This window comes from uncultured Streptococcus sp. (genome assembly GCF_963511325.1).
Classification (GTDB): Bacteria; Bacillota; Bacilli; order Lactobacillales; family Streptococcaceae; genus Streptococcus.
On record NZ_CAUPII010000031.1, the window covers coordinates 1 to 20,075 of the forward strand.

The window sequence follows — 20,075 nt, forward strand, 5'->3', positions numbered from 1 at the left end:
CAGATTAACTTCCACTTCTAATAGCGGTGGAACTTAGTTTGCGAATTTAGCAAATATTTCAGCTAATTAATACTCAATGAAAATCAAAGAGCAAACTAGGAAGCTAGCCACAGGCTGCTCAAAACACTGTTTTGAGGTTGCAGATGGAAGCTGACATGATTTGAAGAGATTTTCGAAGAGTATAAAAGACCTGGGAGATACACTCACAGGTCCGTGACTTTATTTATAGCTTAAAGCTCGTTTAAAGGTTTTCCAGATCCCCAAATCATCCGTTTGAAGAACCAAACTAGCATACATACGTCCGATAAAAGCTGTTGCAGTTACTGCAAAAATAATCGTTATAGCAAGCGAAATCCATGCTTCTAGTCCATTTGCGTAACCATTGATAGCTCTGAATGGCATAAAGAAGGTAGAAATGAAAGGAATATAAGAACCGATTTTCAAAATCAAATTGTCTCCTGCAGCGCCTAGGGCAGTAACGCCAACAAAACCAGCTATTATCAAAATCATCAACGGAGATAAGGCCTTTCCTGCATCTTCAGGTCGAGAAACCATAGAACCTAAGAAGGCTGCCAAGACTACATACATGAAGAGACTGACTAAGATAAATAATAAGGTGTTAAGCGAGAAGGCTTCTCCCAAGTGGTTTAGAAGACCAGACTGGGCCAAGAAAGGCATATCCTTAAAGAATAAGATAGCTCCAAGACCACCAACGACATAAATCCCAATATGACTTAAAATGACTAGGAGCAGAGCAATCATGCGGGCGTAGAAGTAATGGCTGGCACGAATACTGGAGAAGACCACTTCCATGATTTTGGTCCCTTTCTCGCTGGCTACTTCCTGAGCAGTAACACTAGCATAAGTGATTAAGATCATATAAAGGAAGAATCCCAGTCCTGCAGCCGCAAAGGTTTGGACCATCTTTTTATTTTCCTTGGCTTCATCAATTTTCTCTGTAAATTGAACCGTTTGAGCCAAGCGTTTTTCCTGTTCCTGAGACAAATTTGCTTCTGAACGGTTGAGTTGGGATTGGAGTTCATTCAACTTAGCGGTCACTGCTAATTTAATTCCACTCTCTAGTGAAGTTTCACCATGATAGACTGCCTTAAGGACACTATTCTCCTGGTCAATGGTCAGATAACCTTTTATTTTCTCATCCTTGATAGCGGCTTGGGCACTCGCTTCATCCTTATAGTCAAAGTTAAGACCATTGGTCGATTTAAGTTCTTCTGTAACAAGAGGAACAGAACTAACTACTGCTACCTTACTATTTTGAGCCAAGGAAGAACCTTGGAGAACACCAATTCCTCCAGATAGACCTAAAAAGAGGAAAGGCGAAATCACCATAAAGAAGAAACTCCACGACTTGACATGTCTTAGATAGGTTTCTTTGATTACAACCCACATATTTCTCATACTTCCACCCCTGATTCTAATTTAAAGATTTCATCGATTGTTGGAGCTTGTTGATCAAACGTCGCGATATATTGACCTTGAGTCAAGATTGGGAAGAGTTCTCTACCTGCACTTTCATCATCCAAGATCAACTTCCAGCTACCTTGCTTGGTCAAGCTAACCTGTTTGACATGAGGAAGGCTCTCCAGTTCTTCCTTGCTTCGGTCACTAGAAACAAAAAGTCGTGTTTTCCCGTATTGATTGCGAACCTCTTGAACCGGTCCATGCAAGACCACACGCCCATCACGAATCATGAGGATATCATCACAAAGTTCTTCGACATTGGTCATGACATGGTCAGAAAAGATAATGGTCGCGCCGCGTTCTTTTTCTTTCAAGATAACCCGCTTAAGAAGTTCGGTATTAACTGGATCCAAGCCACTAAAAGGCTCATCTAGGATAATCAAGTCTGGTTCATGAATCAAAGTGATAATCAACTGAATCTTCTGTTGATTTCCTTTTGAGAGACTTTTAATCTTGTCCGTCAGTTTCCCCTTAACTTCCAGTTTTTCCATCCATTGAGGGAGTTTTTCTTTGATTTCCTTGGTGTCCATGCCTTTTAGGGTCGCCAAGTAACGAACTTGTTCAAGGACTGTCAATTTAGGCATAAGACTGCGTTCTTCAGGTAGATAACCAATGCGAGCATAGGTCTCCTGACGAATGTCTTGACCATCAAGCTCAATCTCCCCTTGATAGTCTAAAAATTTCAAAATACTGTGAAAAATAGTTGTTTTCCCAGCTCCATTTTTCCCGACTAGTCCCAAAATACGCCCTGGTCTTGCTTGAAAGTCAACACCAAACAAAACTTGCTTAGGACCAAAACTTTTCTCTAGATTTCTTACTTCGAGCATCATCCACCTCCGAAATTTATTGCACTCATTATACTCCTTTTTGATAGCATTTACAATGATTTATGTACATTTTTAAATCATGACTCTTAAGAAGGGAGTTTACTGGATAAGGACTTTATTGCCTCATCACCAAGCATTTTAGTCCTCCAGATTTTAAGTGATAAATTTATTATACTCATTTCTTGATAAATCCGTTGGCTATGTCCTCAAATGTTCATTTTCAGTCCTGAATTGTTATCTCAAAATTCAAAAATCCACCCCGAAGGATGGATTGATGATTTAACGCACTTCTGCATTGACTTTTTCTTCGAGCGATGCTTGGATTTTTTCCATGTTGCGTGCGACTTCTTCGTCCGTTAAGCTATCTTCAGGATTTTGGAAAGTCAAGCTATAAGCCATTGACTTCATACCTAGTCCCAATTTTTCGCCTGAGAAGACGTCAAAGAGTTTGATAGCTGTCAAACGTTTCACGCCGGCAGCTTGGATAGCATCCACAACTTCTTGGTGAGTCACTTCTGCTTTGAGAAGGAGGGCAACATCACGGCTGACTGCTGGGAATTTAGTAATTTCTACAAATGGATTAGCAGGTTGAAGGGAAGCCTCGATGGCTGAAAGGTTGAGCTCAGCTACATACGTTTCTGGAATATCGTAAGCCTTAGCAGTGACTGGATGCACTTGGCCAAGAAAACCAAGAACTTGGTCACCGAGTGAAATGACTGCTGTACGACCTGGATGAAGGCTAGCGATTTCAGATGTTGCTGTATAGATCACTTCTAGTCCCAAGCGAGTAAATAATGCTTCTAGGATTCCCTTAGCATAGAAGAAATCAACTGGAACTGCTGCTGTTTGGAAATCTTTTTCAGCAACCAAGCCTGTCAAGGCAAAGGCAAAACTGTTGATTTCATTTGGAAGTTCTTCTTTTGGATTGCCAGTTTGTTCAAAAACTTTCCCAATCTCGTAAAGGGCCAAGTTTTTATTCTTACGAGCTACGTTATAAGCCACCGTATCAAGGATACCAGAAATCATATTTTGACGGAGGACAGAACGATCCACTGTCATTGGCCACATAAGTTCCGTAAGGTTACTTGGTTGAGCTGTGAACTCAACTGCTTTTTCAGGAGTTGTTAGAGCATAGGTGATGATTTCTGTCAAACCTGCTCCTTCAGCAATCGTACGAACTTGACGTCGAAGTTTTTGTGTCGCAGTCAATTCACCAGCTGTACCGTCATCTTTTGGAAGGCTAGTTGGCAAGCGATCGTAACCATAAATCCGAGCGATTTCTTCAAAGAGGTCTGCCTCGATAGTGATATCCCAACGACGACGTGGGACGCTGACTGTAAAGCTATCTGCATTTCCAGAAAGGCCAAAGCCAAGACGACGGAAGACGTCTTCTAAATCCGCGTAAGAAAGCTCCGTACCAAGGACGCGATTAACGTCTGCAAGAGTCGAAGAAACCTCCACATCTGAAGTATCAAGCTGGCCCGCTGAAACAATGCCTTTACGCACCGTCGCACCTGCAAGCTCTGCAATCATGCTAGCTGCCGCATCAAGAGCTTCGTTAACAGTTGCCACATTAATGCCTTTTTCAAAGCGAGAAGATGACTCAGAACGAAGGTTAAGACGACCACTTGTCTTACGGATAGATTTGCCATTGAAAACAGCAGCTTCAAGGACGACACGACTAGACTTTCCAGAGATTTCTGTTTCTTGACCACCCATGACGCCTGCAAGGGCTACTGGTTTGTCAGCAACAGTAATGACTAAGTCAGTTGCTTCCAACTCACGTTCTTCTCCATCTAAGGTTACCAATTTTTCACCAGCACGCGCCTCACGCACACGGATATCGTTTCCTTCAAAGGTATCCAAGTCAAAGGCATGCATAGGTTGACCAAAGTAAAGTAGGATGTAGTTGGTCACGTCGACCACGTTATTAATCGGACGAATACCCTCGTTCATGAGTAGGTTTTGCAACCATTGTGGACTCGGTGCGATGGTCACATTGTCCAAGATACGGGCTGCATAGTAAGGCGCCTTGTCTGTCTCAATGCTGACAGAAAGAGCATCGGCTGCAGCTTGGTCTGTTTCTGTTAAGGTAAATTCTTTAAAGTTGACTGCCTTGTCATAGATAGCTGCTACTTCGTGAGCTACTCCACGCATAGAAAGAGCGTCCGCACGGTTTGGTGTAATAGAAAGCTCGATGATTTCATCATCCAAGTCTAGGTATGAGAAGACTTCCTCACCTGGAACGGCATTTTCTGGCAAGATTTGGATGCCATCTGCGAATTCCTTTGGTACAACTGAATCAGAAATCCCCAATTCACCAAGGGAACAGATCATTCCAAGTGACTCTAAGCCACGGATTTTTCCTTTTTTGATCTTGTAGTTGTCAGCAATACGAGCACCTGGAAGAGCCACCATAACCTTGATGCCTGCACGCACATTTGGTGCTCCACAGACGATTTGACGGGCTTCTTCTTCGCCAACGTTAACCTGACAAACATGGAGGTGAGTTTCTGGCACATCTTCACAAGACAAGACCTCACCGACAACAATTTTTGAGAGACCGGCAGCCGGTGATTCAACACCTTCTACTTCGATCCCTGTAGTTGACATTTTCTCAGCCAACTCTTGTGATGGCACATCAATGTCCACCAATTCTTTTAACCATTTGTATGATACTAACATAATTCTGATCGTAAGATCTCATCAATCGAGACCTTTTCAATTCCTTTCTTTTTCTTCGAGTAAGCTCTTGCCATTTCTCACCGAGAGGAAATGACTAGAACTGTATAGGACTGTGTTTCAGGTTTCAATCTTATTTAAACTGTTCTGAGAAGCGGACATCTCCTTGGTAGAATCCACGGATATCGTTGATTCCGTAGCGAAGCATGGCTACACGCTCTTGACCAAGACCAAAGGCAAAACCAGAGTAAACAGTCGCATCGATACCACTCATCTCAAGGACACGTGGGTGAACCATGCCGGCACCCATAATCTCAATCCAACCAGTTTTCTTACATACGTTACAGCCGTCTCCTCCACACTTAAAGCATGAAACGTCAACTTCAACAGATGGCTCTGTGAACGGGAAGTAAGATGGACGCAGACGAATCTGGCGCTCTTCACCAAACATTTTTTGTACAATCAACTGAAGAGTTCCTTGAAGATCGGCCATAGAGATGTTTTTCCCAACAACCAAGCCTTCGATTTGGTGGAATTGGTGACTGTGGGTTGCATCGTCCGTATCACGACGGAAAACACGCCCTGGAGAGATCATTTTCAAAGGACCTTTAGAGAAGTCATGGGCATCCATCGCACGCGCCTGAACTGGAGATGTGTGGGTACGGAGCAAGATTTCTTCTGTGATATAGAAAGTGTCCTGCATATCACGAGCTGGGTGGTCTTTTGGAAGGTTCATACGTTCAAAGTTGTAGTAATCTTGCTCCACTTCAAATCCATCCACAACTTGGTAACCCATACCGATGAAAATATCTTCAATTTCTTCACTAGTTTGTGTCAAAACGTGACGGTGACCAGTCGCAACTGGACGACCTGGAAGTGTCACATCAATGCTCTCACTTGCTAGTTGAGCTTCCACTTTCTTTTCTTCCAAGAGCTTAGCTGTTTCTTCAAAAGCAGCTGTTAAGACATCACGAGCCTCATTGACGTGTTTTCCGATAACAGGGCGCATTTCAGCAGAAACGTCTTTCATCCCTTTAAGGATTTCAGTCAGTGACCCTTTTTTACCAAGGATTGAGACACGCAATTCTTGCATCTCTTTTTCATTTTCAGCAGTAATCTGCTTCAGGCTAGCTAGCGTTTCTTCACGAAGCGCTTTTAATTGTTCTTCAATAGTTGACATAATTCCTCCATCAGTCTCTCGTAGATAAAAAGAAAACCACATGCCAAAAACTCCATTCGGAGCGTTGACACGCGGTACCATCCGTTTTCATCTGACAAGTCAGACCTTTATTTCTGAATCCATAGGCAAGTGAATTCACCCAGCTTTCATATAGAGAGCTTTCAGTCACGGCTCTCCTCCCTGATATACTTCCCCTGAGATACTAGTCTTGCAGATTCCTATTTAATTATTATTCATTTTATCAAATTTTAAGTAATCTTGCAAGATGTTTTGCGACTAATCAACATAGTCTCCACCTTCAAAGCCGTAATACTCTTCCAAACTGAGGCCACTTGCTGCAATTTCTTTGGCTTCTTTGCCAACATAGCGAAGGTGCCATTCCTCAGCCATATAACCCGTCTCCTTTTCCTTACCTTTTAGATAACGAACAACAAAGCCATAGTCTGCAGCATGGTTCAATAGCCATTGGGCTGCCTTTTCTTCAGTGACTAGGTCTCCATTTGTTCCAATCAGATCAAAAGCTAAGCCAGTTTGGTGTTCACTATAACCAGGTCTTGCAGAATAGCGGTCAGCTTCAGCCTTGCCATCTTTATTTATATAGTTCTGATAAAGCTGTGTTTGAGTTTCATAACTTCTAAACCCACTATAGTGATCACTAATTGGGAAACCTGCTTGTTGCATAGCTGCAATGAGTTTTAACAGTTCTGCCTTTGCGGTAGGATTTTCTCCAGGATTGTAATCTTTTGACATAGGATAATGCTTATTAGCCACAACAATCTCATCGTACTTGCCTTGAATGCTGTAGTGATCTCCTTTGTTAACCACTTCTGCTTTCTTTTGACTAGCTTCCTGAGACTTACTTCCCGCAGTTCCTTCTTGGACAGTTGATTGCTCTGAAGAAGTTTTTGCGTCAGAAGTCGCTGATTTTTCTTGTGAACAAGCTGCCAATGTCAAGGCTAATAATCCTGATAAGATAAGGTATCTTTTTTTCATCTGTTATCCTTTCATTTAATCATCTGGTTTAAAGTCTCAGATAATCTTGCAATCAAGTCTTCTAATTTGCTTCCCTTAACCTGATATTCTTCAGCAATCATTTCTTCCCAAGGAACCCACCAGACTGGACCACGACCATTAAGACCGTGTCCCTTCATATCCCCCTCTCGTCTAGGGAAAATATGCCAGTGGACATGGGCATCTCCATTTCCAAGCAACTCTACATTCATCTTTTCAGCAGAAAAAGCTTTAGAGACAGCTTCCTGAACCATACTCATTTCCTCTAAAAAACGAAGTTTAACACTTGGATCTAGATGATGTAGTTCTGTGACATGTTCCTTTGCTAAAAACAGAGTGTAACCTTCAAAATACTGATGATCACCAATAACAACATAGCCTGTTTCTAATTCCTTGACAAAGTAGGGATTATCACCAGACTTGATGAGTTCAATTCGTTGACAGATGAGGCACATAAGTTGCTCCTTTCAACTCTAAAAGGGTGTGATTAAGGTCAAAGAGTCGGTGTTTATAGGTCATCATTCCCCTCCCTCTTATCTTTATGAAATAAAATCTTAATCTTATTTAAAAATGGAATAACTTTAAAATAATTTCTTAAGCGTCTCTCACTTAACTTAGGTCCCTGTAGTTTTCTATATTCTTCGATATAAATTGTAGATACTTTACCAATTTCACTTTCCCCGAAAATAATAGCTTTTGAAATTACTTCACCAAGACTTAGACAAAATGAAACCATTCCAACAAGCAGAGCAATAAAAGAATTATTATACAAATAATACGCTATTCCAGCATCAACTGCGGCAATAACGAAAAGGAGTACTGTAATGCGTATTTCAGATTTTCTATCATCGCTTTCATTAATACTCAATTCTGGGAGTAAAAAAATTAAGGTTACAATAACAATCAACCAATAAGCTAATAACAAAGAGAATCCAGTGGGTTGTTCGATAAAACTCTTATACCCAGAGTATATGAAAAATAGCTGAAGTAATAACATCGCATACTGAAATAAATTAAACCATATTTTAGCTGAATTTATGAGCGGAATATTATTTTCTACTTTAATATCTAGTAATCGTTTAGAAATTTGTATCCGATGAGCTAGTTCTTTTAAATCTTCTATTTGAAGTATTTGAGAAGCAAGTTTTTTCTCTATAATTTCTATTTGATACCACACATATCCATCATCTTCTATCCACTGATATTTTCCAAAAGTTTTTATTTTTCGTCCATACGGATTAATTTTTTGAGAAATTTTAAAAAGTAGTTTTTCTAAATCTGGATTAGTAATTCCTTTATCGACCAGTTCATCAGCATAAACAACTAGTTCTTTAAAGTTTTCTTGTTTATTTTCATACACATACTTACGATAGTCCTCTTTTTTCTTTTGAAAATAAGCATACAAACTCGAAATCAATCCTGTTATTATAGCAGGCGTTGCTATTTGTTTCAGTATTTCATACATAGTACTTTATCGACTCTTCAGTCTACCAACTCACTCTTGAGATAAGCATCTACCATACGCTCAGTAGCCACTACAGAATCAGTATGAGTACGCTCGTATGAGTGACTTGACTCAATACCTGCTCCTAGAAGAGCGTGCTTAACCTCTGCTCCAGCTGACATCGCTGCCGAAGCATCCGAACCGTAAAATGGATAGATATCGAGTTTGAATAGAATGTCTTGCTCTTTTGCGAGAGCTACCAAGTGTTGACGGAATTCATAGTGGTAAGGTCCAGAAGCATCCTTGACACAAATAGATACTGTGTACTCATCCGTCTGCTGGTCATCTCCCATCGCTCCCATATCCACAGCTAGATATTCGACAACTTGACTTGGAATACTTGAGTTAGCACCATGCCCCACTTCTTCAAAGACTGAAAAGGCAAAATGCGTAGTAACTGGAAGTTCAACTCCTTCTTCTTTGTAGACTTTGAGGAGATTAAGGAGAATAGCTGCGCTGACCTTATCATCCAAATGACGAGACTTGATAAAGCCTGTCTCAGTCACGACAGTTCGTGGGTCAAAACTGATAAAGTCTCCAACTTCGATACCGAGTGCGCGTGTTTCTTTTTCGTTGGTGACTTTTTCATCCAAACGAACTTCCATATTGTCCTGTGTACGTTCCGCAGTTCCAGCGTCCTTGTATACGTGACAAGAAGTCTGGTGGATCAAAATGGTTCCAGATACCGTTTTACCTGTGCTTGCCACATGAACCGTACAGTTTTCTCCCTCAATCATATTCCAAGGATAGCCACCGATACGGTCCATCTTAAGACGACCGTCTGGTTTAACAGCACGGACAATAGCCCCCAAGGTATCCACATGGGCAGTTATAAAACGCTGTTGCTCGTCATTTTTACCTTTAACAGTGACGTTGACACCACCTTTGGCAGTACGGATTGGTTGATAACCTAGTTTTTCAAGAGTCTCAACTAAATAATTCGTAATTTCACGCGTAAAACCTGTCGGTGATGCAATAGCAGTTAGTTCTTTGATATATTCTACAGTTTGATTCATTTTTTCACCTCTTTTGCTACCTATTATAACACATTTATCATCGGATAAAAAAGAAAATCACTCCTGTAGACTTAGCTACAAAAGTGATTTTAGTGATTATTCCATGTCAAAAGCTTCACTTTCTTGTTTATTTGGAAGAACAAGAGAAAGTAGAATACCGATAATCGCTGGTACTAACCATGGCAATGAAGCCTTAGCAAATGGTAGAGCGTTCACGATATTTGCAAGGACCTCAACTTTAAAAGTAGATCCTAAAACACTTGCAATAGCAATAGCTGTGACAATACCAACAGTTAATTGCATTCCTGGTTTAGAAAGAGCAACAAACTTGTTCACAATCACAATCATGACAATGGCAATCGTAATTGGGTACAAAATAACGAGAACTGGTACAGAGTACTTAATAATAGCACTCAAACCAAGATTTGCAATGGCAAAACCAATCAAGGTAAAGACAGTCGCATAAACCTTGTAGCTGATTTGTGGGAAACGTCCGTTAAAGAACTCAGCAGTTGATACAATCAACCCTACAGTCGTTGTAAAGCAAGTAACGGTTACCATAGCCGCAAGGAAAAGCTGAGCAGTAGAACCAAAGATTTCTTGAGTCGCTTGAGACAAGATATAAACGCCAGGAGTTCCGCTCTTCATTGCTTCTTCTGTTACTGGGAAATGATTGCCCAAGAAACCTAATCCAATATAGAGAGCACTAAATCCGAGTGCTACAACGATTCCAACCACCCAAATGGTTGAAATGTACTCTTTCTTGTTTGAAAAACCAAGTTGTTTCAAGGTTTGTACTGCAATAACACTGAAGGCAACCGAAGCAAGCGCATCAAGTGTATTGTATCCTTCAAGGAAACCGGCTCCAAAGGCTGAAGCTTGATAAGCTCCTGACGCTGCTTGTGGTGCGTTCCCACCATACTTGAAAGCTCCAAGGATAACCAGAATAACAATTAAGATGGCAAAAACTGGAGTCAAGACTCGACCGATACGATCCAAGATTTTTGAAGGATTCAACGAGATTAGGTAGGCAGCTACAAAGTAGAGAATGGTGAAGACAATCAAACCTAAACCTTTATCGGCTTGATCCAAGAGTGGACTAATACCAACTTCAAACGATGTCGTTGCTGTACGAGGGATGGCAAAGAATGGGCCAATCGACAAGTACAAAGCTGCAAGATAAATTGTCGCAAACCATGGTGAAATTTTCTTAGAAATTTCATAGATATAGCCCTTTGGATTAAGGGTTCCAATGATCAAGGTTAGGACGGCAATCCCAACACCTGAAAATACAAATCCTGCAATGGCAGGGAGAAAGTTTTCTCCAGACTGTGCGCCTAGAGTTGGAGGGAAAATCAAGTTACCTGCTCCAAAAAATATTCCAAACAGGAGTAATCCTGTTAAAGCACCTTTTTTAGCCATAAACTCTCCTTATTAAAAATAAAATACTTTCTTAGTATAACATGATTAAAGGCTTGAAAAGGCTATCTCGAAATAATTTTAAAATGTTTTCAATTTTCTGATTTTTAGAGCAAATAAACTCCCTTTAAAACCTTTCTTATTTTCGGTCTCAAAGGGAGATTTTCTTATTCAAAGGCATCCATGCCACCTTGAACATTGATAACCTCATAGCCTTGTTCTGTTAAAAATTGGCAGGCACGTGCGGAACGTATTCCTGATTTACAGATCACATAGTAAGGCTGGGTTTTATCTAGTTGCTCATAAGTATCTGCCAGTTGACTGAGAGGGAAATTACGAACACCTTCTAAATGAAGAGCCTCAAATTCCTCTACTTCTCTCACATCCAATACAGAAAGCGACTCTTTCTGATAAAGCTGGTAAAAATTGTTAAAAGTAATTTCTTTCATTTTTCTTCTCCGAGAATTTTTTGTATTCTATCTTTTAAGTCAGGAACCACTTCTTCCTCAAACCAAGGATTTTTTTTCATCCAAATTTGATTACGTGGTGATGGGTGTACCAGAGGGAAATAATCAGGCAAATAATCTTTAAAGCGACGCACACGGTCTGTCACCTTGCCACTAACTTTCTCATGTAGATAGTAGGCTTGGGCATACTGACCAATCAAGAGTGTTAATTGAATATCTGGCAATTCCTTCAAGAGTTCTGGATGCCATTTTTCTGCAAAACCTGGACGAGGTGGCAGGTCACCCGATTTTCCATGACCTGGAAAGTAGAAATCCATGGGCATGACTGCAAAGTAACCTGAATTGTAAAAGGTGTCTTCATCCACACCTAGCCACTCGCGCAGGCGGTCACCACTTTTATCCTTCCAGTATAGTCCTGCTTCCTGGGTTTTGAGACCTGGCGCCTGCCCAATGATATTGATACGAGCAGTCTTTGGAGCCGCAAAGAGTGGCTCGATGCCTTGCTCAGTATAGCTGGCATTCTGGGGATCAGCCATAATAGCTTGCTTGATTCTTTCAATTTGAGACATTTTCTCCTCCAAAAAGAAGTCTAAGCATTAAATCTCAGACTTCTAGATCATTATTTGATCAATTCATAGATAGCTTCAGCGTAGATGGCTGCTGCACGGAAGAGATCATCCAAGGCGATAAATTCGTTGGCTTGGTGCATAGTATCGATAGAATCTGGGAACATAGCACCGTAAGCGACACCACGCTCTAACAAACGTCCAAATGTTCCACCACCGATGACTTGTTCGTGACCTTTAAGACCTGTTTGTTTTTCATAAACATTCAACAAGGTTTGAACGAGTGGGTCTTCCATTGGCACATAGTGAGGAGTGTGCCCATGTTCAGAAAGGCTAACTGAAGCAACAGGCAAGTTTTCAAGAACTGATTTGATTTGCTCAGGGCTTGTTCCTTTTGGATAACGGAAGTTAAGGGCAATGGTATTGTCTACACTTGTTTCATCAAAGCGGAAGACACCAGCATTCATAGAAAGAGCACCCATCTTTTCATCCACATGAGCCACTTTCAAGTTTTTGCCTTCATGGTCATTTAGGAGAATCTTACCAGCAATGTCAAGGAAGTCTTTTGCAGGTCCTTCAAAAGCAAACTGGCTGAGGAAGAGGGCTAGGTAAGTCGCACCATTGACACCTGAAGCAGGCATAGCACCATGAGCAGATTTACCGATAATCGTAACCTTGTACTTGCCGTTCTCTTCTAGGATTTCTCCTCTGAGCTTGTGCTCTGCAACAAAGGCATCTAGTTTCGCTTGCAAGTCAGCCAAGTCACCTGAAACAACTGCCGTTGCTGACTCAGGTACCATGTTTTCACGCAAGCCACCTGTAAAGCTGTGAAGACGAGCTGCACCAGTATTTTCACCAGCAAAGTGAAGGTACTCTGTTATATTTCCTTTTTCACCGTTGATGATAGGGAACTCAGCATCAGGAGAGAAACCAAAGTCTGGCTTCGCAAGTCCTACATGCTCAAAGTAGTAGTCCATGTCTGCCCAACCTGATTCTTCATCAGTTCCGACGATAAAGCGAACTTTTTTAGAAGTTGGAAGTCCCAATTCTTTGATGATTTTCAAACCATAGTAACAAGCTGTTGTAGGTCCCTTGTCATCAGAAGCTCCACGCGCATAAAGGCGACCGTCTTTGATAGTCGGTGTGTAAGGATCTGTATCCCAACCGCTACCAGCAGGAACCACGTCCATGTGAGCAAAGATACCGAGAACTTCTTCCCCTTGGCCAAACTCGAAATGACCTGCATAGTTGTCGACATTTTTTGTTGGGTAACCATCACGGTCTGCGATTTCAAGGAATTTCTCCAAAGCTTTTACTGGACCAGGTCCAAAAGGGTGCTCCGCATCTGCCTTACTATCATCACGTTCTGAGTTGATTTCCAAAAGGCTAAACAAGTCAGCCAAGAGGGCTTCTTTACGTTTTTCTACTTCTGCTGTAAAATCAATAACTGTCATTTTTACTTCCTATCTTTTTTCGATAATTTCATCTACTGGCAAGCGGTAACTTGGTTCCAATTTCTCGTCTGTGTATCCTACTGTGATCAAAAGTTCTGGACGGAAACGTTCTTCAATTTCCAAGACTTCATTAGTTTTTGATTTATCAAAACCAAGGATAATATTTGATCCGATTCCCTGGTCAGTCAATGCAAGGACTAAGTTCATCGCAACCAACCCTGCATTAAGGGCTAGGTAGTCACTGATTTGTTGTTCATTGTAACGCGCAAACTCTGCTGGAAGATTTTTCATAAAGTACTGAAGTTGTTCTTCTGAGAAGTTCTTTGCTCCACCAACACGGGCAATCTTGCGAGCTCGTTTAGCTAGGTCAGTATCTGTAAACAAGGCAATGGTTACAGGGGCAGATGCTACCTGCTCAAAGTTTGAACCGTAAGCTAATTTTGCTAATTCAGCATTTCTCTCACGAACCACAACAAACTTCCAAGGCTGACTGTTGTGAGCACTCGGTGCCAAGGTTGCGATTTCTATAGCTGTACGAACATCCTTCGGATCAACCGGTTTATCAATAAAATGCTTAGTCGCATGACGTTTTTTATTTAACTCAAGAAATTTCATAATTGATTTCCTTTTCTAATTCTACTGCTTCCATTTTACCATATTTTGAAAGAGCTTGCAGAGATTTTTCATTAGTGAAACAAATTATCTTTTTTCAAATTCCACATTCAGTTCTAGGCTCCATTTTAAAATTATAATGTTTCTCTATCATCTCCATAAAAAATATATATTAGATATCTGATTGATTGTCTGGTAAACTAGATACCATTATCTTATGAAAAAATTATTCTTATTATTAGCCATCAGTCCCTTGTTGATCGCCTGTGGACAAGCCAAACAAGATAGTACTTCTACTGCCACTGCTAGTCCTAAAACCATTGTCGTAGCAACTGCTGGAGACATCCCACCTTTTGATTTTGAAAAAGATGGTAATTTGACCGGATATGATGTTGAGGTTTTAAAAGCAGTCGATGAAAAACTGGATCAATACAAGATTGAATTTCAAAAAACAGCTTGGGAAAGTATCTTCCCTGGAGTGGATGCTGGCCGTTACCAAGCTGCTGCCAACAACTTGAGCTACACCAAAGAAATAACAGACAAATACCTCTACTCGCTACCTATCGCAAAAAATCCTTTGGTTCTTGTGAGAAGAAAAGACAAGGCACTTACTTCTCTTCAAGACATAGCTGGTAAAACAACCCAGGATGACACCGGAACTTCTACTGCCAAGGTCGTTACAGACTGGAATCAAAACCACTCCGACAATCCTGCAACTATCCAATACTCTGGTGAGGATGTCGCTAAACGTCTGACTGATCTTTCAAATGGTGAATTTGATTTCCTAATCTTTGATAAAATCTCTTTTCAAAAAATCATCCAAGACCGAGGTTTAGACTTGAACATAGTCGACTTGGAAAGCAATGACAATCCAAACAACTACATTATCTTCTCAAGCGATCAAAAAGAATTTAAAGAACAATTTGACAAGGTCCTCAAAGAACTCTACCAAGACGGAACCCTTGAAAAACTCAGCAAAACCTATCTCGGTGGTTCTTACCTACCAGATCAATCTCAATTACAATAAGATATATTAAAAACGATTGGCTAGTCCAATCGTTTATTTAGTATCTGTTAATTAAAGCAACTCTTACAAAAAATCAAAATAGTTCTTCACATCTTCCACATAGCCATGCATTTCAATTAAACTAGCTAACAAATCTCTATTATGGCCTTGATAGTTGTCCTCACGTCGTAACTCTTCATACATTTCGATGAAAGGAAGGTATTTGGTCTGGGCTAATTCTAACTCTGCTTCATAATCATAGGTAACCTTACGAAATTGGATATTGACCAATTCACCATTTTCAACTTCGAGTAAGGCATACTGGGCTCGGTGATTTTTCAGCTCTTTCCAGTTAAAATAAGGCATACCAATCGAACCTGGATTGATAATTTGTTGCCCTTGGCTACCATAACGCAAGAGCTGTTTATGAACATGTCCATAGACGGCTACATCAGTAGTTTCATCAAGTAGCTGGTCAAATTTTTCGGTATTATTTTCAACCAGCAAATCACCACCATAATTTTTCTCAGGCAAATTATGAGAAAGTGAGAAGCGCAAGTCTTCGACTTCTTTCTTGGTTACCATAGGTAGCTTTCTCAACCAATCAATATGCTCTGGATTTAGGTCCTCCGTCAGATATTGGGTCATTCTGAGAAGCTGAATTTCTTCTGGATCCTCTAAACCATATTGCCCATCTAAAGCCTCTAAGACACAATCATCCCAATTACCTCGAACGGATGCTGTAAGGGGTAGGTCTTTCAAAAGAGCCACCAAGTCATTTGCTCCCGGCCCAGGTAGAAAAATATCTCCCAAAAGCCAATATTCAGTCGCTCCCAAATTTTTTGCGTCCTCAAGCACTGCAGCTAAGGCCGTCGTATTGCCATGAATGTCTGATAAAATTGCAATCTTATGGTTCATTTTCTGCTCTTTCTTTAGTGGATAGCATTCAGGGTATCCAAATCACTCTTATTTTTCTTCATTATACCATAAAATCGCTAGAAGATTTTCACATAGAAATATTATCACCAAGATTCTTTTAAAAATATGTCAAAAATAGTTGACATTTTATTTTTAAAAGAATATACTATAGTCAAATATATGTGACATAAATAAAAAGGAGGAAGCATGAATCGTGTAAAAGAATTTCGCAAGGAACTGGGAAAGTCCCAACTCGAACTTGCCAAGGATATTGGTGTCTCGAGACAAACCATTAACATGATTGAGAACGACAAGTACAATCCTACCCTGGAACTTTGTCTCAATCTCGCTCGAAGCCTCCAAACTGACCTCAACAGTCTCTTTTGGGAGGATGATTGTTAAAAAGGAGAAGAAAAATGAAAAAAGAAACCTTCACGGAAAAACTGATCAAACGCACTTACGGTATTTCTGATCCGCTTGACGAATACAAACGGCGCGAAGCTGACCGCATTGGAAATAAAGTCTTCATGATTCTCTTTTATCTGATGATTTTCGGCAATCTTATTCCACTCGTTCTAGCCTATAAATATCCTCAACTAGTGGCTCTAGTCTATCCTCCTCTGATTTTAGTGATTGCCCTCATCGCTGCTGGCTATGTCACCTACCAAATGCAAAAAACAGGGATTACAACTATTGAACCAGATATGCTGAATGAGAAAGAAAGTAAGCAACTACACTACCCTGGTCTGAAAGCTGGGACAGTCTATGGATTAATGAGTTTTTTTTCAACCCCTCTTCTCCATATACTGCTAGGTGAGAGTCAGGACTATCTTCAGTCTCTTCTCACTATAAGAAATGGCTTAGCAAGCATTTTCGGTTCTATATTCTTCGGAGCGAGCATACAGTTCCTCATCTCCCGTCGCATTGCAAGAGCTAAAAAAGAGCAGGATAAGGATTAGGAGGTACCCTATGAAATCACTAGTAATTTTACTTACCTATCATCTTTTGTTTGCTTCACTGCTCATCTTCATCATCGTTTCAGGGAACTTGCCAATCTACGATATAGTCCTCCTTCCAGTCTTTGTTCCAGCACTCAACAAAGGATTGACTTACCTAAAGATCGACTCTCAAAAAACGCGCATACTCAACTTAGCACTATTCTTTATGATTCTATCCTTTCTATCCTTACCACAACTGACGGTTATTTCAAACGATTGGAAATATTATCTATTGCTAACTATCGCTATCCTTTCTTCTATTACTTATCTTTATTATCTCTATCAATTCGTAAAAGAAACAAAATAACATCGTTCATTTAGGAGAAATTACCCATGAAAAAAGAACCCCTCTATGAAAAACTGATCAAACGTATCTATGGCATTTCAGGGCCACTTGATGAACACAAACGACGCGAGGCTGACCACATCGGGAATAAAGTCTTTATGATTCTCTTTTACCTCATGACTCTAGGCAATTTCATCCCCTTTGTTCTTGCCTATAAATATCCCCAAATGGTCGCTTTCGGATATCCAATCATTATTTTTCTGATTTCCTTGGTTTGTTCTTTCTATGTCACTACTCAAACTAAAAAAACTGGTATTGCTGCTATCGATCCTGATATGTTGAGCCAGAAGGAAAAGAAACAGTTACGTAATCCTGGACTTAAAGCTGGTCTGGTTTATGGAATAGCCATGTTCTTTGGAATGCCACTTCTCAATATCCTAATGGATGATAGCAAAAGCTATCTTACCGCTCTCTTGAATACAAGAAGTATCTTGTCAACCATCGTTGCAGCCTTCTTTTTCGGATTAACAGTGCATATTGTCATCACTCTTCGTATTCAAAAAGCTAGAGAAGATCAAGATGACGATTAGGAGGAAACTTATGAAATCACTACAAACTTTAATTCTCAGCCATATTTTGGTCAGTATCTTTATGACAGTTTTCCTAGTTTATGGGCAGATTACGCGTCCTTTTCTGATCATCTTCCTCTTAGCCCTTCCTGTCTTGAACAAAGGACAAAGATTTCAGAAAATCAAATCAAAAAAAATACGCCTCTTAAACGCATCTCTCTGCTTTATCCTCGTATCTTTCCCACAACTGTTAACGAATTCTATGGATTGGAGATATCTACTATTTCTAACCATCTGTATCGTTTTTAGTCTAGTCTACTTCTATACTCTCTATCAACTCTTTAAAGAAGTTAATCAAAAACAAGGTTATTAAGAGGTCCCTACCATGAAAAAAGAAGACTTAACAACTCGCTTAGTTCGAAATTTCTTTCATATCCAAGGACCCTTTGATGAATGCCGCCAAGAGGTCATCTATAAGGCTTGCGCCCGTTCCATGGTCCAAATCTTTTACTCTTCCTTCCTTCTCTTCCTGTTCTATCTGTTGTTTGGGCGCTTTATAGAGATAGTACGAATGGCTATGCCCTATCTCTACTTCTTGATGATTTTTGCCCTCAGTCTCAAGGCAAGATATTCTACTAGAGGACTCCACTTAGAAGATGATGATCAATCCGAGATTCCACAAATCACTTACAGCAAGCAGCAAATCAAGTTAAGAAGTTGGTTAGTTGGAACTAGCATCCCAACTCTCTACTTATTTATCCTATTTTCCAAAAAAGTAATCCTTGAAAATCACTCGATTACAGATTTCTTCTTGCAGTTTCTAGAACTCAAAACGATCGCACTTTTCCTACTAGTAGGACTTGGAGTAGGATCAATCTTCGGTACTATGACTTATTATTTTTTATCCGAACATGAAGAACAGTAGGAGAAAGCTGAACTAATTGATACTCAATGAAAATCAAAGAGCAAACTAGGAAGCTAGCCGCAAGCTGTACTTGAGTACGGTAAGGCGACGCTGACGTGGTTTGAATTTGATTTTCGAAGAGTATGATTATGTCTATTATCGACAACACCCCCCTAACACTTCTCAGTGCTAGGGGCTTTTTTAGTTCCTTAAATACCGCATATATTCTACTAATACATAGACAAGAATTGTTAAACAAATGATCGTTTCGAGAAAAACGAGAAGGTTTAGGACTGGAAACTGCAGAATACCTTGGGCCATTTTCAATGAAGTTGCTGTGATGATAGTTGGGAAGGTTAGGGCTGAAAAAGCTGGTTGAAATCCCTGTTTTAAGATCCTTGGCAAACGACTGAGGACAAAGAAAAAGAAAGTCTGTGAGGCAAGGATCATGACTAGCAAAATCCAGACATGAAGTGCTGAACCTCCGATCCGAACGAGTGCTGCTAACAATAGAGAAAAGGGAGCACAATAGATTCCTTCTTGCCCCAGTAAAGCCCGTGGCAATGGATTACTTTTCAAATCTTGATAAATCAGAGGATAAAGGAAAAGGGTTAAGGTAAAACCAAAAATCCAAGCGCCATAGGCAATCTCGACTATGCCCACGACTGGGTAGGTCAAGCTTGCTACTGCTATCCCTACATAGAGAACTGTCCAACTTGGCGTTGCGCTCGTTCTTGGTTTAGTCTGCACATAATTTTTAGTGAAGTAGATGATTAAACCTACATCCAGTAGAAAGGCAAACCACCACAGAGCTTGCGCTATGATACTCATACTCGTGGGTAAGATTCGCAGTAAATAGGTTGATAAAATCATACCTGCCATGGGAAAGGTCGCCATTCCCGATAATAGAGGAGCTTTCTTAAGTTCTTGCTGGCTCTCTTGCCAATCACTAAGATGACTGTATAAAAAATAAAACCATAAAATCAAGCCTGACAAACTAAAGACGTGCGATAATAGTGGAAAAATATCCAGGATGAGATTGCCTGCTCCAGCCAATCCCAATAAGCACCCTGAAAAGGCCAAGGGGAGTTTTTTCATGTGAACCTCCAATAGTCATGTTATAGTTATTTAGTTTTAAAAAAGCACTCTAATGATTCAAAGATATTGGGGACTT

22 protein-coding genes are annotated in these 20,075 nt (G+C 40.3%); 7 read left to right on the forward strand and 15 right to left on the reverse strand.

The window, feature by feature from the left end; all coding sequences use genetic code 11:
* Positions 1–219: 219 nt before the first annotated feature.
* The 13 genes from RQ973_RS08005 to RQ973_RS08065 all read right to left on the reverse strand — a co-directional run bounded on the left by RQ973_RS08005 (position 220) and on the right by RQ973_RS08065 (position 14,223).
* The gene (locus tag RQ973_RS08005) at positions 220–1,419 is read right to left on the reverse strand and encodes an ABC transporter permease (protein ID WP_311523552.1); all 1,200 of its coding nucleotides are present in this window, start codon (positions 1,417–1,419) and stop codon (positions 220–222) included.
* Entirely contained in the window at positions 1,416–2,309 is an 894-nt protein-coding gene (locus RQ973_RS08010) for an ABC transporter ATP-binding protein (protein ID WP_311523577.1), read from the reverse strand. The genes RQ973_RS08005 and RQ973_RS08010 overlap by 4 nt, the downstream gene beginning before the upstream one ends.
* A 279-nt stretch (positions 2,310–2,588) precedes the next feature.
* A complete protein-coding gene (gene pheT, locus RQ973_RS08015) occupies positions 2,589–4,994 on the reverse strand; it encodes a phenylalanine--tRNA ligase subunit beta (protein ID WP_311523554.1) in 2,406 nt (801 codons plus the stop codon).
* 130 nt (positions 4,995–5,124) lie between these two features.
* Positions 5,125–6,171 (reverse strand): phenylalanine--tRNA ligase subunit alpha, encoded by a 1,047-nt coding sequence (gene pheS / locus RQ973_RS08020; protein WP_311523555.1) that lies wholly within the window; start codon positions 6,169–6,171, stop codon positions 5,125–5,127.
* A 276-nt stretch (positions 6,172–6,447) separates the two neighbouring features.
* A complete protein-coding gene (gene ldcB / locus RQ973_RS08025; protein WP_311523556.1) occupies positions 6,448–7,164 on the reverse strand; it encodes an LD-carboxypeptidase LdcB/DacB in 717 nt (238 codons plus the stop codon).
* 11 nt (positions 7,165–7,175) lie between these two features.
* Positions 7,176–7,637 carry an HIT family protein gene (locus RQ973_RS08030; RefSeq protein ID WP_311523557.1) on the reverse strand — a complete coding sequence of 154 codons (462 nt, stop codon included), beginning with the start codon at positions 7,635–7,637 and terminating at the stop codon, positions 7,176–7,178.
* Positions 7,638–7,690: 53 nt separating this feature from the next.
* Positions 7,691–8,647 (reverse strand): hypothetical protein, encoded by a 957-nt coding sequence (locus RQ973_RS08035; RefSeq protein ID WP_311523558.1) that lies wholly within the window; start codon positions 8,645–8,647, stop codon positions 7,691–7,693.
* A gap of 17 nt (positions 8,648–8,664) precedes the next feature.
* The gene (locus RQ973_RS08040) at positions 8,665–9,702 is read right to left on the reverse strand and encodes a M42 family metallopeptidase (protein ID WP_311523560.1); all 1,038 of its coding nucleotides are present in this window, start codon (positions 9,700–9,702) and stop codon (positions 8,665–8,667) included.
* A 96-nt stretch (positions 9,703–9,798) separates the two neighbouring features.
* Entirely contained in the window at positions 9,799–11,124 is a 1,326-nt protein-coding gene (gene brnQ, locus RQ973_RS08045; protein ID WP_311523562.1) for a branched-chain amino acid transport system II carrier protein, read from the reverse strand.
* 164 nt (positions 11,125–11,288) lie between these two features.
* The gene (locus RQ973_RS08050; RefSeq protein WP_311523564.1) at positions 11,289–11,570 is read right to left on the reverse strand and encodes a rhodanese-like domain-containing protein; all 282 of its coding nucleotides are present in this window, start codon (positions 11,568–11,570) and stop codon (positions 11,289–11,291) included.
* The gene (locus RQ973_RS08055; RefSeq protein ID WP_311523566.1) at positions 11,567–12,157 is read right to left on the reverse strand and encodes a uracil-DNA glycosylase family protein; all 591 of its coding nucleotides are present in this window, start codon (positions 12,155–12,157) and stop codon (positions 11,567–11,569) included. The genes RQ973_RS08050 and RQ973_RS08055 overlap by 4 nt, the downstream gene beginning before the upstream one ends.
* A gap of 50 nt (positions 12,158–12,207) precedes the next feature.
* The gene (gene pepV / locus RQ973_RS08060) at positions 12,208–13,608 is read right to left on the reverse strand and encodes a dipeptidase PepV (protein WP_311523567.1); all 1,401 of its coding nucleotides are present in this window, start codon (positions 13,606–13,608) and stop codon (positions 12,208–12,210) included.
* Between the two features lie 9 nt (positions 13,609–13,617).
* Positions 13,618–14,223, reverse strand: a complete 606-nt coding sequence (locus tag RQ973_RS08065) for a nitroreductase family protein (protein ID WP_075229925.1) — start codon at positions 14,221–14,223, stop codon at positions 13,618–13,620.
* Between the two features lie 214 nt (positions 14,224–14,437).
* Between RQ973_RS08065 and RQ973_RS08070 the strand changes: the two genes are divergently transcribed.
* A complete protein-coding gene (locus tag RQ973_RS08070; RefSeq protein WP_311523569.1) occupies positions 14,438–15,247 on the forward strand; it encodes an amino acid ABC transporter substrate-binding protein in 810 nt (269 codons plus the stop codon).
* Between the two features lie 63 nt (positions 15,248–15,310).
* Here the strand turns inward: RQ973_RS08070 and RQ973_RS08075 are convergent, their stop codons facing one another.
* On the reverse strand, positions 15,311–16,144 hold the full coding sequence (locus RQ973_RS08075) for a metallophosphoesterase family protein (protein ID WP_311523570.1): 834 nt from the start codon (positions 16,142–16,144) through the stop codon (positions 15,311–15,313).
* Positions 16,145–16,351: 207 nt separating this feature from the next.
* Here RQ973_RS08075 and RQ973_RS08080 point away from each other — a divergent pair, with 207 nt between their 5' ends.
* From RQ973_RS08080 to RQ973_RS08105, 6 genes are read left to right on the forward strand one after another with little or no spacing between them, the layout of a single operon-like run.
* Complete coding sequence (locus tag RQ973_RS08080; protein WP_001082477.1) at positions 16,352–16,546, forward strand: helix-turn-helix transcriptional regulator; 195 nt, start codon at positions 16,352–16,354, stop codon at positions 16,544–16,546.
* 14 nt (positions 16,547–16,560) lie between these two features.
* Positions 16,561–17,103, forward strand: coding sequence for a DUF3278 domain-containing protein (locus tag RQ973_RS08085; RefSeq protein ID WP_311523571.1), 543 nt, complete (start codon positions 16,561–16,563; stop codon positions 17,101–17,103).
* Between the two features lie 10 nt (positions 17,104–17,113).
* Positions 17,114–17,449 carry a hypothetical protein gene (locus RQ973_RS08090; RefSeq protein ID WP_311523572.1) on the forward strand — a complete coding sequence of 112 codons (336 nt, stop codon included), beginning with the start codon at positions 17,114–17,116 and terminating at the stop codon, positions 17,447–17,449.
* Between the two features lie 26 nt (positions 17,450–17,475).
* Positions 17,476–18,018, forward strand: coding sequence for a DUF3278 domain-containing protein (locus tag RQ973_RS08095; protein ID WP_311523573.1), 543 nt, complete (start codon positions 17,476–17,478; stop codon positions 18,016–18,018).
* A gap of 10 nt (positions 18,019–18,028) precedes the next feature.
* The gene (locus RQ973_RS08100; protein ID WP_311523574.1) at positions 18,029–18,370 is read left to right on the forward strand and encodes a hypothetical protein; all 342 of its coding nucleotides are present in this window, start codon (positions 18,029–18,031) and stop codon (positions 18,368–18,370) included.
* 12 nt (positions 18,371–18,382) lie between these two features.
* Complete coding sequence (locus RQ973_RS08105) at positions 18,383–18,922, forward strand: DUF3278 domain-containing protein (protein ID WP_311523575.1); 540 nt, start codon at positions 18,383–18,385, stop codon at positions 18,920–18,922.
* Between the two features lie 180 nt (positions 18,923–19,102).
* Here the strand turns inward: RQ973_RS08105 and RQ973_RS08110 are convergent, their stop codons facing one another.
* Positions 19,103–19,999 (reverse strand): TDT family transporter, encoded by an 897-nt coding sequence (locus RQ973_RS08110; RefSeq protein WP_311523576.1) that lies wholly within the window; start codon positions 19,997–19,999, stop codon positions 19,103–19,105.
* Positions 20,000–20,075: the final 76 nt, after the last annotated feature.